Raw genomic sequence first — 16,118 nt, forward strand, 5'->3', positions numbered from 1 at the left:
AGCGTTACGTAGGTTTTGACGGGAAGCGCTTTCAGTATTCATCCTAAAACAATGGCTCACACACGTTTACGGATGACGTGGAAATCGAACTTATCTGCTCGGAAATAGTTCGCTGAAAAAAGAACGGAACGGTCGAGCTCATCATAATGCGTCTGACGCAAAGCGAGCAGAGGTTGGTCCGTATGTAATTGTTCAGCGATTTTCGGATCAATACGCGGCTCGATATGCGTCACAGCATGTGTGACACGTCGTCCGAGTTCTTTTTCTAAAGCATCAAACAATGATGTCGAAGAGGTGAACTGCTCTTCATTTTTAATATAATGGCTTGGAATCTTATCGATACAATAGACGACAGGAACATCTCCTGCGAGTCGGATTCGTTCGATTCGATATACCAATTCATCCGGACCAAGTTGAAAGCGTTCTCGGTCGCGCTCAGTCGGTTGGACCATCTCGGATGATAGCACTTCTGAGGTCGGAATCATGCCTGCGCGCGCGATCATCTCTGTCACGCTGTATAACTCCTCGATACCAGAAGTAAACGGTGGTCTTGCATTGATAAACGTACCGACACCGTGTTTACGGATGACAATGTTCTCATCTTCAAGAATTCGTAATGCCTCTCGAAGAGTAGCTCGACTGACGCCAAGTTGCTTTGAAAGTTCAAACTCTGAAGGGAGCTTCTCGCCTTCCTTGTAAACGCCGTCATCGATGTCTGACTTGATTTTTTCAATCACACGTAAATAAAGCAAACGATGATCTAGTTTAATCGACATGACGCATCTCCATCCTCTATCTAGTTGTAACCAGTGCTCAGACTTCTGACGTATGAGAACTCCAGCCAAGATAAGTATATGACGCTTAACACAATCCTGCAATCATTTTGTAACAGGTTAGAAGTCTGACTTCTGGCGCTTTTGTAACCCTTTTCATAACGTAATCAATAATGGAAGAAAATAGGGCATTCTACCTAAGAATGCCCTTTATCTTTTCAACGCTTATTGCTCAGGTACTTCGATTTCCCCTGAAACGACAGCCGCTTTTGCTTTCTCAAGCGCAGTCATCGTCTTCTTCGAGATTTTTTCAGATGGGACGATATCAACGCCGTCTTCCTTCAGACCATAACGAACCGTTTTACCACCTTCGAGTTTTCCATCTTTCGCTGCGTTAGCTGTATCTTCAACTGCGCGGTCGACACGTTTGATGACCGATGTTAACGTCACGTCTTCCGGCATACCTTCTTCTTTTTGATCACGGTCGACACCGATGACCGATACATCTTCTCCATTTTTCTTACGGTTCTTCGCTTCTGTGAAGACACCATTTCCTGTACCGCCTGCTGCTGGGAAGATGATATCCGCTCCTTTACCGTACATGCCGGCTGCGATGGCTTGACCTTTTTCAGGTGCTGCGAAGTCCTCTGCGTACTGAACATCGATTTTGATTTTTGGATTGACGGATTTCGCTCCAGCTTCGAAACCAGCTCGGAACCGCTCGATGACGTCCATTTTCATGCCACCGACGAAACCGATGTGATCTTTTTTCGTCTCCATAGCAGCAACGATCCCTGCAAGATACGCCCCTTCATTTTCCTTAAATGTGATCGATGTGACGTTTTTCCCTTCAACGACATTATCAACGATTGCAAATTGTGTATCCTTGAATTGATCTGCTACGGTTTTAACATCTTCATTGAATGTATTCCCGATACCGAAAACGAGATCTTCTCCACCACGTGCAAGACGTGACAAGTTCGGTTGATAATCTTGTTGTGATTTAGACTGTAAATAAGAGAACCCTTCATTTTGCTTGAGTTTGTTATCTTTACCGTACGCTTGCAGACCTTCCCAAGCTGATTGGTTGAACGATTTATCATCGATTCCACCTTTATCCGCTACCATAGCGACAGAGAACTGATCTTTTTGGTCAGCTTTCTCACCTGAACCGCCGCAGGCTGCAAGTCCAACTGTTGCTACTGACATCATCGATACGATTACCTGTTTTTTCTTCATATCATCCATCTCCTCTGCATTTATGAGAGCGCTTTCATTATCTATTTGTGAAAAAGTCGCTCCCAGCCCTCATGTTGAAGGTCGGTCACTCATATGTCTGAGTATGCCAAAAAAAATATTGAAAATCAACAGACGTCTGACAACTATTTTCATGAAAGCGATTTTATTTTATTTTTGTCTTTTTTCCTTCCTTTCATTTCTAATTTTCTCATCTCATATACGACTCCTGTATCATTTTTTTGAGCACATTATACGCTCATCCATATATATCCATTATTTTAATAAAAAAGAATCACGGTGGATACCGTGATTCTTGATTAACGTCCCATGACGCGGCGTGGTTTTGATCCTTCAGAAGGACCAATCAGACCATTTTCTTCTAGAGCATCAATCAACCGGGCAGCTCGGTTGTAGCCGATACGATACTTTCGTTGAATCATCGACGTCGATGCCGTCTCTTGGGTCAGAATGAACTGGACGACCTCATCATAGAGTGAGTCATCGACCTCTGTTTCACCTTCAGGTACATCTTTTGGAATCATCGCTTCAACATACTGCGCTTTTTGTTGACTGATGACATGATTGACAACCTTCTCGACTTCTTCGTCTGATAAGAACGCACCTTGTACACGGACGGGTTTGTTCATGCCGTTACCGAGCAACAACATATCCCCTCGTCCAAGCAATTTATCAGCGCCTCCCGTATCAAGGATCGTCCGTGAATCCGTCGCACTCGACACACTGAAGGCGATACGTGACGGAATATTCGCTTTGATGACACCAGTGATGATATCAACACTTGGTCGCTGGGTCGCGATAACCATGTGAATCCCAGCTGCTCGCGCCATTTGTGCAAGTCGCATGATTGCATCTTCAACTTCGTTTGACGCGACCATCATCAAGTCGGCTAACTCATCAACGATGACGACAATATACGGTAATCGTTGATGCACTTTTTCCTCTGCGTTCATCTTATCGATTAGTGCATTGTAGCCTTCGATGTTGCGCGCTCCGTTTTGACTGAAAATCTCATAACGACGTTCCATTTCCGAGACGACCTGTTTTAACGCCTGCGCCGCCTTTTTCGGATCGGTGACGACCGGTGCCAAAAGATGAGGAATACCGTTGTAGACGTTTAATTCGACCATTTTCGGGTCAATCATCATCAGGCGGACTTCATCCGGTCGAGCTCGCATCAAAATTGAGACGATCATCCCGTTAATGCAGACCGATTTACCGGAACCGGTCGAACCGGCAACTAAGACGTGTGGCATCTTATTCAGCTTTGCTGTCACCGTCTCACCAGAAATGCTTCGTCCGAGTGCGACGAGCAAACGATCATTGTCGGATTGAACGCTCTCCGCTCCTAACACTTCTCGAAGTGATACCATGGCGACTTCACGGTTTGGCACCTCGATTCCGACAGCCGCTTTACCAGGAATCGGTGCTTCGATTCGAATATCTTTCGCCGCTAACGCAAGCGCTAAATCATCGGCGAGTCCTGTGATCCGACTAAGCTTGATACCTTGTTTTGGTTCAATCTCATACTTCGTGACACTTGGTCCGAGATGAATCTTCAACACTTTCGCTCCGATCCCGAACGATTTTAAGGTCGCAATCAATTTCGTCGCATTATCCTTTAGTCGCTTATTCTCACCCGATAAGTCTTTGGACGTCGGCTCTGCTAATAAATCAAGCGACGGCAATTGATATCCGTCCGGTGTCTCCGTCATCGTCAGTGGTCCTTGTGTCTCCGCTGCTTGCGGTTCAACGTGATCCGTAAAGCCGATAATTGGAACGTCTTGAATGTTGACCGAAGGATCCTCTGCTTCTTGCTCTGTTTCGATTGGTTCCTCAACAGTTGCTGGTCGCAACGTCTTTGCTTTTTTCTCGCGGACCGGTTTCGGTGTCAGGTCTTTTTCGATCCGAGGACGAGGTGTCCGTTCACGATTACGAAATTCTTCTGCGCGTTCCCGCAGTCCAAGCCATAGCTCTCCATAAAACGAAGGGTGTAGTAGATGAACAGCTGCGCCGATGAAGAACAGACCAATCAAGAAGGCACCGCTACTTGAAATGTAATATGCTGCGTTTTGATAGAGCCATCCATTGAGAATACCACGCGGTGCTCCGAGCATTAGATCAATCCAGACGACTGAACCCATTAGTAGCATCGACCATGCCCATTTCTGAGCCCGTGACGCGTTCGATAGTAGCAAGAGTAGCACGGCACCTATCCCGCCGTATAATAAGGAACCGAACTGACCGATTAATCGTTCTCCTCCATCAGCTAGCGTCAGTCCGACTTTCCCGAATTCCCCAAATGCGAGAACGAAGGCAAGTAGTGAAACGATTGCGATGATGGTCGCATATGTACGATACGCAATCGGCTGACGTTGTTTCTTCGCTGCCGGTCGTTTCCGTGGCGGCGTTTTTTTTCGTACGGTTTTTCGTTTCGTCGTCGCCATACGTCATCCCTCCTGATAAAAAAACGGCTCAGTGGACCAGGTATTGGTCAATCTGAGCCGCTCGTTTGTTAAATCTCCATGATGATTGGAAGAATCATCGGGCGGCGTTTCGTCTGTTCATAGAGATAAGCACTGAGTTTATCTCGAATCAACGACTTCATCTCCGTCCAATCCAATTCTCCGTTTAATTTACCTTGTAGTTGTTTCGCGACGATTCGGTTCGCTTCATTGATCATATCTTCTGATTCACGCATATAGACGAATCCGCGAGAAATGATTTCGGGTCCCGAGACGATCGTTTTGTTTTTTCGGCTAATCGTAATGACACAGAGGACGACACCATCTTGTGACAACAAGCGACGATCACGAAGGACGATGTTTCCGACATCACCAACACCGATTCCGTCGATCAAGACGTTTCCGGCGTTCACTTTGCGTGACATCCGTGCTTTACGCTTCTCAAACTCAACGACATCTCCATTCTCGATGATGAAGATATTGTTCGCATTGACGCCAACCGTCTGTGCGAGACGACTGTGTGCCTTTTGCATCCGGAATTCTCCGTGAATCGGTAGGAAGAATTTCGGTTTGATCAAGTTGAGCATCAGCTTCAGATCTTCCGCATGACCGTGACCGGAAACGTGTACTTTCCGTTGGTTGTAGATAACATTCGCACCCGCACGGAATAAGAGATCGATCGTTTTCGAAACCGACTTCTCGTTACCTGGAATTGGGGAAGCCGCGACGACAACCGTATCATTCAAGCGAATATTGACTTGCTTGTGTGCGTTACGTGCCATTCGTGTCAAGGCTGCCATTGGCTCACCTTGAGATCCTGTCGTCAAGATGACGACTTGGTTATCATCGAGGCGATTGATGTCAGATAGATCAATCAATGTTTTCTGCTTGAAGCGTAAGTAATTCAAACGCTGTGCCACTTCAACGTTGTTGACCATGCTACGACCGACGACCGCTACTTTTCGATTGTTCGCTTCTGCTGCTGCAAACACTTGTTGTAGACGATGAATGTTCGAAGCGAATGAAGCTACAATCACACGACCCGGTGCTTCATAAATGACGTCGTTCAATTCAGAACCGACAATCGATTCTGACCCAGACATCCCTGGTCGCTCTGCATTCGTCGAGTCAGACAGCAAGCACAGTACGCCCCGTTGACCAATCGCTGCAATTTTCCCGAAGTCTGCTTGTTTTCCATCGACTGGTGTGTAATCGAACTTGAAATCCCCCGTATGAACGATGGCACCTTGAGACGTTTGAATACAAACCCCAACTGCATCCGGAATCGAGTGGTTGACCCGGAAGAACGTAATAAAATGACCTGCAACGGTTAATTTCGTCTTGGCATCAATTGGACGAAGATCTGCCTTTTTCAATAAACCGGCTTCTTTTAATTTGTGTTCAATCAAACCGAGCGTCAAACGTGTTCCGTAAACAGGTACCTTCAAGTCACGCAAGACGTAACTGAGTGCCCCGATATGATCCTCGTGACCATGGGTAATGAAAATCCCTTGAATCCGCTCTTTGTTTTCTTTTAAATAACTGATGTCTGGAATGACTTTATCGATTCCAAGCATCTCATCTCCTGGGAACATTAACCCGGCATCGATGACGAAGATGTCCTCGTCGAGTTCGACGACGTACATGTTCTTACCGATCTCACCGGCGCCACCAAGAGCAAAGACGCTTACTTTTTCCGTCTTCTTCTTTGACACGACATGACCTCCTATAATTCATATTCACTTTTCGTGAGCCGTCCACTTATCACTATCACTATTCTAGCCGAATTTTCACAATCTGCCAACAATCGGACTAGGAAATCTAAAAAAAACGTCATTCCTGCCACATTACTCCAGGAATGACATTAATCATGTATTCAACAAATCTTCGACTTCTTCTGTTCGTTTCGCTTTTTCCGAACGGCTTGGACGTTCACCAGCCTTCAGTTCGTCGAGCGAATACCCGAACGTCATCTCAAAATGAGGGTAATCGACGAATCGCTTCCAATCGCCTCCCCATTCAAAACCGAGTGCTTTCCCGATATCAGCGACTTCACGCCAATCACTTTTCCCTGACCGATTCCCATCATACTCAAGATCATACGAAATCTGTCCATTTACGAGTTGCACGAAATCAATTGCAAGTCCGTAGTTATGCATCGATTCACCGCCTCGTGCATTCGTGACGACTTCACCTGCCTCAGAACGCCCTTGTTCAAAAAGTGCGTTCTGTTGCTGGATCGAGCGGTACCCTTGCGTGATCTTGATATCGATATTGTAGCAAGAATGTGCAACACGGATCAGATCCTTTGCCCCTGTCTCGACAGCTGGATGGAGACGCTTCAGGTTCGCCTCGCTTGCATTGATCAAACGGTTTTCCCCTGCTACGTCTCGTGGGCAACTATCAATCCCGAGTTCCGGTTGGTCCATCAAAATCGTCGGCATCCGGTTCATGGATGCCGCAAGAAACAATCCAATCGCAAACATCGTCAATAAAAATACGATCCAACCGAAGATTGTTCCCCGTTTCATCAGCGGCGAAGCTTCTTCCGAAGTTTTTGTAGAATCGGTAACCCCGTCTCAAGCAACAGATAGAGCGGACGATTGAGTACATAATCAAACTCACCGATTTTTTCAATCATTCGGCTGCCCCACCCAGATTTAAAGGCATAGAGTCCCGCGTAATGATCATCCGGGTCGGTCGAACCACTGACTCCACCGAAGTCATAGGAGAGCGCACCATGTTCTTTCGCATATTGCATCATCGTCCATTGCATCAAATGGTTCGGCATGAATTCCCGGTACTCGTTCGATGAGGCTCCATATAAGTAATAGGAACGACGACCAGCAAGCGTCAAAAGACCACCAGACAGGATGACACCGTTTGGATGTTTGGCAGCAATCGTCATCAGTTCCGTTTTCGACTTCTCTGCTTTTTCGATTTGTGCTGTCGTCTGCTCCAAGCGATTGTTTAAGCTTTTTAGCTTCTTCTCAGCCGTCTCTTTCTCAAGCTGACGGTGAATCTTCGAGAGTTCCTTATCGGCTTGAAGTAATAAAGCTTCCGTATTCTCAAGAGCACGTACGACATCAAGTTTCGTCAAAAACAAGACCGCATCACCCTTTGGATGGAGATGATCATACAGATTCTCGAAATAATCCAGACCGCGGATCGAGAACCCATCCCGTTCGCCCGTCTCGACCATCAGCTTCGCAAATGTCTTGAGTCCTTCACGATCCGCTTGTTCGCATACGATCCCTTTGCGTTCAGCAAGACGGACGTTGTAGCGGAACTTCGAATGGAAACCGTCGAAGATCTCTTTTTCTGTTCCTTCAAGATTCGTCTCCATCGTAAAGCGTGGTTGCGCGTAGTCAAAACCGCCGCCAAAACCGTTATGTTTGAAGCCAAGTCCTTGCATCTCCTGTAACAGACCTGGATATTCTTCCCGCTCGACGTTCGGATCGAATTTAATCGCAATCGCCTTCTGTTGTTTTGCGACACGTATCGCTTCATCACGAAGAGCACGAAGTGCGTCCGTATCCGTATAATCGACGACGAAACCGCGCGGTGCATAACAAAGCGTGAACGGTAGCTTCGGTACTTTCTTAAACAAGAGCAGACCAACTCCGGCAATCTCACCAGTAGTTGTTCCGACCGCGATCCGTTCATGTGTCCATCCTGTCGCGCTTTTGACTTCTCCCCATGCTGGAAGCTGGAGTAAGTCGCCTTTTGGATGTGTTTTTACGAATGTTTCAAATTGATCTATGGTTACAACGATTGGTTGATAAGTCACTTCTGTTCCTCCATTTGCCGTATCATCTCTTTGACGATGACTTCCTCATCGAGAGGGATTTTCTCATCCCCAATGATTTGATATTTTTCATGACCTTTACCGGCTAAGATGACGATATTATCTGGTCGTGCGAGTCGTGCTGCATAACGCACGGCCTCTTCCCGATCACCGATTTCAACGAACTGATCGTGGGTCATCCCTTTGGCGATGCCGGATGTAATTGACTCATATGCTTCATATCGTGGATCATCCGTCGTGATGACGACGGTTCCTGCGTAGGTCGAAGCCAGTTCGCCCATCTTCGGTCGTTTCGTCACGTCGCGGTTTCCACCTGTCCCGATCAGGAAGACGATCTTTTCCTTCGGTACGTCAACGAGTGCTTTCAGACACTGTTCAATGCCGTCAGGAGTATGCGCGTAGTCGACATACACGTTATATCCTTCAATTGGTAAGCGTTGCATCCGACCTTTTGCCGGACGGATTGCTGAAATCGCTCCTGCAATCGTCGTTAGGTCGTATCCGCAAGACAAGAGGATCCCTGTCGCAAGCAACAGATTGTAGACGTTAAAGCGACCGATGAAATTCGCCGTGACGTCGACTTGTTCTTCTTTGTACATCATCGTGAACGTCGTTTGTTGAAGTGACTGTTCAATCGCCGTTGCTCGGAGGTCAGCTGCGTTGTCGATACCGTACGTCATGACACGAGCACCTGTCATCATTTCGTACAGTTCGCTCGTCGGATCATCGGCATTCAAGACCGCGACTTTCTCTGTCGACAGCCGTTGTCCGAGCTGTGCGAATAACAATCCTTTGGCACGCGCATAGTTCTCAAACGTTTTGTGAAAATCGAGGTGATCATGCGTCAGATTCGTGAATCCCGCAATGTCGTAATCGACACCCGTTACTCGACCAAGCTCTAGTCCATGCGAAGAGACTTCCATGATGACGTCTTGGACATCTTCTTTATGCATTTGATGCAAAAATGCTTGTAATTCGGAGCTTTGTGGTGTCGTATTGCGACTTGGTACGACGCGGTCACCAATCTTGACTTCGACCGTTCCGATGATACCCGTTTTCCGACCAAGGTGCGCTAATATATCACGGACAATCGTCGTCGTCGTCGTTTTCCCGTTCGTTCCTGTAATACCAATCATCCGCATCTTTTCAGAAGGATAATCATAGAATTTGCCAGCCAATTCGGCAATGGCACGTGATGTACTACGAACGAGAATGACAGGAATCGACACATTGACCGGTTGTTCCGCAACGATTGCGACCGCTCCTTGTGCTTCTGCCTGTTTGGCATAGTCGTGTCCATCAACAGTATACCCTTTGATGGCGACGAACAATGTTCCCGGTTTAACATCCCGTGAATCGGTCGTGATGGACGTGACGTCCACTTCTACCATTCGTTCGATTTTTTGCGTCTGTATGACTTGAATCAGTTCAGCTAAATTCAACGGTATTCCTTCTTTCTCGACATCGTCATTTCATATGTTTCATCTATTCCGTTCTGCTGTCATGCTTCCTCTTCCTGGTCTGCCGGAAGAATATAGGCCTTTGCCGGTTCCTCCGAAAAGATGTGCTCAATCAGCCCTTCGATGTCCGATGGACGAATTCGTTCTACATCCGCTAGTACTTCTTCGAGTGACGGGTGACGATGCAGATGCAACTCATTTCGGGCATTTCGGTTCATATGGCTCGATGTGCCTTCGTTTCCTAAAATCAGAGAACCTTTTAGCTGTTCAATGCCATCTTCGAGTTCCTTAGCGGATAGTCCGTCCCGCTTCAAGCGATCAATCTCAGCAGCGAGAACCTGTTCGACCTCTTCGACTGATTCCGGAGACGTACCGACATAAATCGTGAACGTGCCATGATCGTCAAACGTCGTGTAATAGGAAAAGACTGAATAAGCAAGACCGCGTTCCTCTCGGATTGATTGGAACAAGCGACTCGACATCGTCGCACCGAATGCATTGTTGAGTAAGGCGAGGGCAGGCAATCGTGGATCAGCAGAAGGAATCGCACGGAAATTATAACAAATATGTGCCTGTTCCGTATCCTTTTCCTTACGAATCACACCATTTTGTAACCTTGGTGACGCTGTCTCACGGGTCTTCGATCGTGATATGAGGATCGACATCCGCTCTTGAATCTGCGTAATCAACTCGTCTGAGACGTTTCCGGCAACGGAAATGACGATTTGATCCGGAGCATATGCTTCTTCGAGATACTGTTCAATCATTGTACGATCAATCCGAAGCACACTCTCTTCCGTTCCAAGAATCGGACGAGCCATGACATCCTCTCCGTAAGCCGCAACAGCTAATAACTCATGGACGAGATCATCTGGTGTGTCATCGTACATTTTAATCTCTTCAATGACGACCTTTTTCTCTTTTTCTAGTTCCTCCGCATCGAACGTCGATTCGAGGAACATGTCCGCCAACACTTGAAAGGCTTCACCTGCATGTTCATCTAATGTCTTGACGTAATAACACGTTTGATCCTTACTCGTGAACGCATTAATATTTCCACCAAGTCGGTCAAAATAAACCGCAATCTCTTTTGCCGTATGGCGTTTTGTTCCTTTGAACATCATATGCTCGATGAGATGACTGATACCATGCTCCTCGATCTGTTCCGTCCGACTTCCTGCTTGAATGAAGATTCCGGTCGCGACGCTGCGTGCTTCTGGCATCCGTTCAACGATTAGTCGAACCCCGTTTTCTAGTTGTATCCGTTCGATCATAGTAATTCCTCCAAATATAGGAAACAAGGTGGCTCTCGTTGCATTCTCTGCACCGTCGAGCCACCTTGGATTCATTAGTTACGACGTGGTGGACGTTGTCCGTCACGTGGTGGGCGTGAACCCTGATCCCGGCGTGGCGGGCGGTTCTCACGCTCTGTCTTTTTCTTTTCTTCGTATGCGGCACGGTCTTCTTCGCTTAATCCTTCGACGAGCAGGACTTTGTGCGACGCGTTAACGCGTCCTTTGTCATCGATTTCTGTGACACGGACTTTTAGCTTATCTCCAAGTTTAACGACATCTTCCGTTTGACCAACACGGTCAAGTGCGAGTTCCGAGATGTGGACGAGTGCGTCTTTTCCTTTGAACAATTCGACGAATGCACCGAATTTCTCAACGCGACGGACCGTTCCATCGAATTCTTCACCGACGACGACTTCACGGACGATATCTTCGATCAATTGACGGGCACGATCGATGCCAGCTTGATCCGTCGAAGCGATAAAGACTGTTCCGTCTTGATCGATGTCGATCTTAACGCCTGTCTCATCGATGATACCGTTGATGACTTTACCACCAGGTCCGATGACATCACGGATTTTATCTGGATTGATTTTAAGTGTGACGATTTTCGGCGCGTATTGCGACAATTCGACACGCGGTTCAGCAATGACAGATTGCATATGCTCAAGAATATGCAGACGACCAAGACGTGCTTGTTCAAGTGCTTCTTCAAGAATTTGACGCGTGATTCCGCCAATTTTCATATCCATTTGGAGAGCTGTGACACCTTCGTGAGTTCCAGCGACTTTAAAGTCCATATCTCCGAGATGATCTTCCATCCCTTGGATATCTGTCAAGATCGAGTAATTTTCGCCTTCCATGATCAAGCCCATCGCGATACCAGCGACAGGTGCTTTTAATGGAACACCCGCATCCATCATGGCAAGGATCGAACCACAGATGGAAGCCTGTGATGAAGAACCGTTCGACTCAAGCACTTCTGATACGAGACGAATCGTGTACGGGAAATCAACTTCATTCGGAAGAACTGGTAAAAGTGCGCGTTCTCCGAGTGCCCCGTGACCAATTTCACGACGACCTGGTGCACGCATCGGACGTGCTTCCCCAACTGAGAATGGTGGGAAGTTATAATGGTGCATGAAACGTTTCTCTTCCTTCAGACCAAGTCCATCAATGATTTGAGCGTCACCCGCAACACCAAGTGTCGCTACAGACAAGACTTGTGTCTGACCGCGTGTGAACAGACCTGAACCGTGTGCACGTGGCAAGAGACCGACTTCTGAATCAAGCGGACGGATCTCAGCAAGACCACGACCATCTGGACGAACTTTGTCTTCCGTGATGAGACGACGGACTTCGTCTTTGACGAACTTGTTGAGCACGCCTGATACTTCAGCCAGTTGCTCTGCTGTGACGGACTCGTCAGCTGCATACAACTCGATGTATTTTGCGATGACTTCGTTGATAGCAATGTCACGCGCTTGTTTTTCTTCAACTTGAACCGCTTGTGTGACTTCTGCTAATGCTTCTGCTTTCAGGCGATTGACGATTGTCTCATCGAAGCTTGATACCGTATATTCGAACTTCCCTTTACCGACTTGTGCGACGATTTCTTCTTGGAACGCGATCATTTCCTTGATGACATCGTGTCCAAGTAAAATCGCTTCAAGCATTGCTTGTTCCGATACTTCCTTCGCACCTGCTTCAACCATGTTGACGGCATGTTTTGTTCCAGCAACTTGAAGGTCGATGTCGCTGACTTCCATTTGCGCTGAAGTCGGGTTCACGACGAATTCTCCGTCGACGCGACCGATCGTCACACCTGCGATTGGACCGTCGAATGGAATATCCGAGATCGAAAGCGCAATCGAAGCCCCGATCATCGCAGCGACTTCTGGTGAATTGTCAGCATCTGACGAAAGAACCGTCGTCGCCACTTGTACGTCGTGACGGAAACCATCCGGGAATAATGGACGGATTGGACGGTCGATCAGACGCGAAGTCAAGATCGCGCTCTCTCCAGGACGTCCTTCACGTTTAAGGAATCCACCTGGGATTTTCCCTGCCGCATATAATTTTTCTTCATAGTTCACTGTTAATGGGAAGAAATCTAAGTCCTTTGGTTGTTTTGATGCAACGACCGTAGCAAGAACGGCTGTATCACCGTAGCGAATCAATGCTGCTCCGTTCGCTTGTTTTGCTAATTGACCGATTTCAATCGTTAATGGACGTCCACCGAGTTCGGTCGAAAACGTCTGTTTTGTTTGTGACATGCACAAATCTCCTCTCACTGCTATCCGTTTTTTCATTCAAATCTAATTATGTAGGTTCTTGCGCAAAAAGTCCATGAATCGGCAAAAAAAAGAAACAGGAGACGATGCTCCTGCTTCCCTACCTCGTTCTCGTCGGGATTAGCGACGGAGACCAAGACGCTCGATCAACGAACGGTAACGTGCAACATCCTTGTTACGAAGGTATGTGAGCAAGTTACGGCGACGACCGACCATTTTCAAGAGACCACGACGTGAGTGGTGATCCTTTTTGTGTGTACGTAAGTGATCGTTCAAAGTTGTGATCTGTTCAGTTAAAACAGCAACTTGTACTTCCGGCGAACCAGTATCGCCTTGTTTCGTAGCATATGCTTCGATGATTTCGTTTTTACGTTCTTTTGTGAGTGCCATTGTCACTCCACCTCCATCTTATGAATGACCGTATTCCCGAGCATCGGATGGTGAGACCAGATGCCAAGTGAATCGGCTGTACGTGATCGTACTGACCTATCATAACGAACCCTGTCCGTACTGTCAAACGCTTAATTGTACATTTGCTTCTTCGCGGTCCCGTGCCAATTGTTCTTTCAATTGATCGATACCGTTGAAGGCTTTTTCATCGCGTAAGTAAGCGATCCATTCAAGCGTCAATTCTTGACCATAAAGATCTTCATCAAAGTCAAGAAGATGCGTCTCGATACTGACGTCTCCCGTCTCATAGAACGTTGGGCGTCTCCCGACATTCGTCATCGCCTTGAACCGGCGACCGTCTGCTAAGCGAACGAATGTCGCATACACACCAAGTTTCGGAATGACGTAGGCGAATTCCGGTCGCATGTTGGCTGTCGGGAAACCGATTTGCCGTCCGCGTGCGTCACCGTGAATGATCGTGCCTTTGATTTGGTAGGGTTCTCCAAGCAAACGTGCAGCCGGTTCGACTTCTCCTGCAGCAAGTAAACGACGAATCCGGGTTGAGCTGATCTTTTCAGCTTCTTCTTGGAATTCTGCTACAACGGTATGCGTAAATGTGCCACGACTATGAAAATCAAGCGTCGCCATTTTGCCGGCTCCGAAGCGACCGTAGGAATAATCGAATCCAGCAACGACGTGTTCTGCTCCAGACGCAATCAGATATTCGTCGACGAAAGCTTGCGGTGATAATTCCGAGAAAGGAATCGTAAACTCAATCACATAAACACGATCGACACCAAGCTGCTCGAGTTTCTCTAATTTGCGTTCAAGCGGCGTGATGTAGTGGACTGGTTCATCCCCTTTACCAAGCACTTGTTTCGGATGGGGATCAAAGGTCATGACAGCCAAAGGCAGGCGACGAGCCTCCGCTTCTTTTAGTGCTGCTGCGATGACTTGCTGATGTCCGAGATGTACACCGTCAAAAAAGCCGAGTGCGATGACAGCAGGGTCTTTTTGAGGTTGTTCCGGATATGTTAAATGTATGATGTCCATGATGCTCTCTCCGATCTTAATCGATTTGTAGCATGACCTCAACGCGTGCTACCTGTTCTTCTGGAAGACGTCGATATAGCGCTAAAGGTACGTCTTCTTCATTATAGACAGTAAACAGCTCGAATTCGACTGGAATGCTTGTCAGCTTTGCTCCGTTCAACACACGCTGTGCAGTCGACGCATCGACCGTCAAGCGTGGCCATTTTTGGATGACGTGTTCAATCGGTAGAACGTGTTGCATCCGTTCTTCGACCGTCTCATACGATTCGAGTGTCTCAAGAGTCACTGTATCCGTCTCAGCAATCGCACCAGAGCCTGTCCGGCGTAGTTCACTCATGTGTGCCGCGTAACCAAGTCGTTCTCCGATTTCTACTGCTAATGTCCGAATATACGTTCCTTTTCCACAAGCGATATCAAGACGGAAACGACAAAGACCACCTTCGAACACAAGGTCTGATGTCCGTTCTAATCGATCGATGCGGACGATTCGTGTCGGTCGTTCGACTTCAATGCCTTTTCGGGCATATTCATATAATTTTTTCCCATTCACTTTAACAGCTGAATAATACGGTGGCGTCTGCTCGATCTCTCCTGTCAATTGAGTCAAGATGTCCTCAATTGCTTCCTCGGTAATAGTTCCCGGTTCAACCGCTGTTTCGCGAACTGTTTCCCCGTGCGCATCTTCCGTTGTCGTTGCAAAGCCAATCGTCACTTCCGCCGCGTAGCGCTTTCCTTCATCTGTGATGAAGCGGGCAAGCTTCGTCGCTCGACCGAGACAAATCGGTAAGACACCCGTTACTTCCGGATCAAGCGTACCAGTATGTCCGACTTTTTTCGTTTGAAACAAGCGACGTAGACGAAAGACGCAATCATGACTCGTCATACCCGCTGGTTTATCTAACGGTAATACTCCGATGGGTTCCACGTTATTTCCTCCTTGAAAAAAGGCAACCACACACGTGGTTGCCTTAGATGTTAATCTTTGTTCAAATTCCGAAGCAACTCATCAATGCGTGATCCGTATTCGACAGAAGAATCGACCTCGAACAATAGTTCAGGTGTTTTCCGTAGACGAATCCGCGATCCGATTTCCTTGCGCATGAAGCCTTTTGATCTTTCGAGACCGATGCGCGCATCCTCACGTGCTTTTTCGTCACCGAGGACCGAGTAGAAGATCGTCGCTTGTTGTAAGTCTCCTGTCACTTCGACACCTGTGACGGTAATCGTCTTGACGCGAGGATCCTTGACATCTTTGATGAGCAATTGCGTAATTTCCTTACGCATCTGTTCGGCGACACGATTCGAGCGTAAACTCATAGTTATTCC

At 47.3% G+C, this 16,118-nt stretch carries 13 protein-coding genes; all 13 read right to left on the reverse strand.

Going from position 1 to position 16,118, the window contains the following annotated elements:
* Nucleotides 1–56: 56 nt before the first annotated feature.
* Complete coding sequence (locus ASG02_RS06940; protein ID WP_035407101.1) at nucleotides 57–776, reverse strand: GntR family transcriptional regulator; 720 nt, start codon at nucleotides 774–776, stop codon at nucleotides 57–59.
* 222 nt (nucleotides 777–998) lie between these two features.
* Entirely contained in the window at nucleotides 999–2,012 is a 1,014-nt protein-coding gene (locus ASG02_RS06945; protein WP_035407099.1) for a BMP family protein, read from the reverse strand.
* Between the two features lie 317 nt (nucleotides 2,013–2,329).
* Nucleotides 2,330–4,477 (reverse strand): DNA translocase FtsK, encoded by a 2,148-nt coding sequence (locus tag ASG02_RS06950; RefSeq protein ID WP_035407095.1) that lies wholly within the window; start codon nucleotides 4,475–4,477, stop codon nucleotides 2,330–2,332.
* Between the two features lie 68 nt (nucleotides 4,478–4,545).
* Nucleotides 4,546–6,210, reverse strand: coding sequence for a ribonuclease J (locus tag ASG02_RS06955; protein ID WP_023468670.1), 1,665 nt, complete (start codon nucleotides 6,208–6,210; stop codon nucleotides 4,546–4,548).
* Between the two features lie 153 nt (nucleotides 6,211–6,363).
* On the reverse strand, nucleotides 6,364–7,026 hold the full coding sequence (locus ASG02_RS06960) for a M15 family metallopeptidase (protein ID WP_056062201.1): 663 nt from the start codon (nucleotides 7,024–7,026) through the stop codon (nucleotides 6,364–6,366).
* Nucleotides 7,026–8,285 (reverse strand): lipid II:glycine glycyltransferase FemX, encoded by a 1,260-nt coding sequence (locus tag ASG02_RS06965; RefSeq protein ID WP_035407088.1) that lies wholly within the window; start codon nucleotides 8,283–8,285, stop codon nucleotides 7,026–7,028. The genes ASG02_RS06960 and ASG02_RS06965 overlap by 1 nt, the downstream gene beginning before the upstream one ends.
* Entirely contained in the window at nucleotides 8,282–9,745 is a 1,464-nt protein-coding gene (locus ASG02_RS06970) for a UDP-N-acetylmuramoyl-L-alanyl-D-glutamate--2,6-diaminopimelate ligase (protein ID WP_035407085.1), read from the reverse strand. The genes ASG02_RS06965 and ASG02_RS06970 overlap by 4 nt, the downstream gene beginning before the upstream one ends.
* Before the next feature lie 59 nt (nucleotides 9,746–9,804).
* A complete protein-coding gene (locus tag ASG02_RS06975) occupies nucleotides 9,805–11,037 on the reverse strand; it encodes a pitrilysin family protein (RefSeq protein ID WP_035407082.1) in 1,233 nt (410 codons plus the stop codon).
* Between the two features lie 74 nt (nucleotides 11,038–11,111).
* The gene (pnp, locus tag ASG02_RS06980; RefSeq protein ID WP_035407078.1) at nucleotides 11,112–13,331 is read right to left on the reverse strand and encodes a polyribonucleotide nucleotidyltransferase; all 2,220 of its coding nucleotides are present in this window, start codon (nucleotides 13,329–13,331) and stop codon (nucleotides 11,112–11,114) included.
* Between the two features lie 138 nt (nucleotides 13,332–13,469).
* Nucleotides 13,470–13,739: a 30S ribosomal protein S15 gene (rpsO, locus tag ASG02_RS06985; protein ID WP_023468676.1), complete on the reverse strand. Its 270-nt coding sequence runs from the start codon at nucleotides 13,737–13,739 to the stop codon at nucleotides 13,470–13,472.
* A gap of 123 nt (nucleotides 13,740–13,862) precedes the next feature.
* Complete coding sequence (locus ASG02_RS06990; RefSeq protein ID WP_035407075.1) at nucleotides 13,863–14,792, reverse strand: bifunctional riboflavin kinase/FAD synthetase; 930 nt, start codon at nucleotides 14,790–14,792, stop codon at nucleotides 13,863–13,865.
* Nucleotides 14,793–14,808: 16 nt separating this feature from the next.
* Entirely contained in the window at nucleotides 14,809–15,717 is a 909-nt protein-coding gene (gene truB, locus ASG02_RS06995) for a tRNA pseudouridine(55) synthase TruB (RefSeq protein ID WP_035407072.1), read from the reverse strand.
* 50 nt (nucleotides 15,718–15,767) lie between these two features.
* Nucleotides 15,768–16,109, reverse strand: coding sequence for a 30S ribosome-binding factor RbfA (gene rbfA, locus ASG02_RS07000; RefSeq protein WP_035407069.1), 342 nt, complete (start codon nucleotides 16,107–16,109; stop codon nucleotides 15,768–15,770).
* Nucleotides 16,110–16,118 lie beyond the last annotated feature (9 nt).

Source organism: Exiguobacterium sp. Leaf196, from assembly GCF_001423965.1.
GTDB lineage: Bacteria > Bacillota > Bacilli > Exiguobacteriales > Exiguobacteriaceae > Exiguobacterium_A.

What these genes read in the sequence shown, in the direction of transcription:
- rpsO (WP_023468676.1), bottom strand. Translation starts at nt 13,739, where the DNA reads ATGGCACTCACAAAAGAACGTAAAAACGAAATCATCGAAGCATATGCT.
- pnp (WP_035407078.1), bottom strand. Translation starts at nt 13,331, where the DNA reads ATGTCACAAACAAAACAGACGTTTTCGACCGAACTCGGTGGACGTCCA.
- ASG02_RS06975 (WP_035407082.1), bottom strand. Translation starts at nt 11,037, where the DNA reads ATGATCGAACGGATACAACTAGAAAACGGGGTTCGACTAATCGTTGAA.
- ASG02_RS06960 (WP_056062201.1), bottom strand. Translation starts at nt 7,026, where the DNA reads ATGAAACGGGGAACAATCTTCGGTTGGATCGTATTTTTATTGACGATG.
- ASG02_RS06945 (WP_035407099.1), bottom strand. Translation starts at nt 2,012, where the DNA reads ATGAAGAAAAAACAGGTAATCGTATCGATGATGTCAGTAGCAACAGTT.
- ASG02_RS06990 (WP_035407075.1), bottom strand. Translation starts at nt 14,792, where the DNA reads ATGGACATCATACATTTAACATATCCGGAACAACCTCAAAAAGACCCT.
- rbfA (WP_035407069.1), bottom strand. Translation starts at nt 16,109, where the DNA reads ATGAGTTTACGCTCGAATCGTGTCGCCGAACAGATGCGTAAGGAAATT.
- ASG02_RS06950 (WP_035407095.1), bottom strand. Translation starts at nt 4,477, where the DNA reads ATGGCGACGACGAAACGAAAAACCGTACGAAAAAAAACGCCGCCACGG.
- ASG02_RS06940 (WP_035407101.1), bottom strand. Translation starts at nt 776, where the DNA reads ATGTCGATTAAACTAGATCATCGTTTGCTTTATTTACGTGTGATTGAA.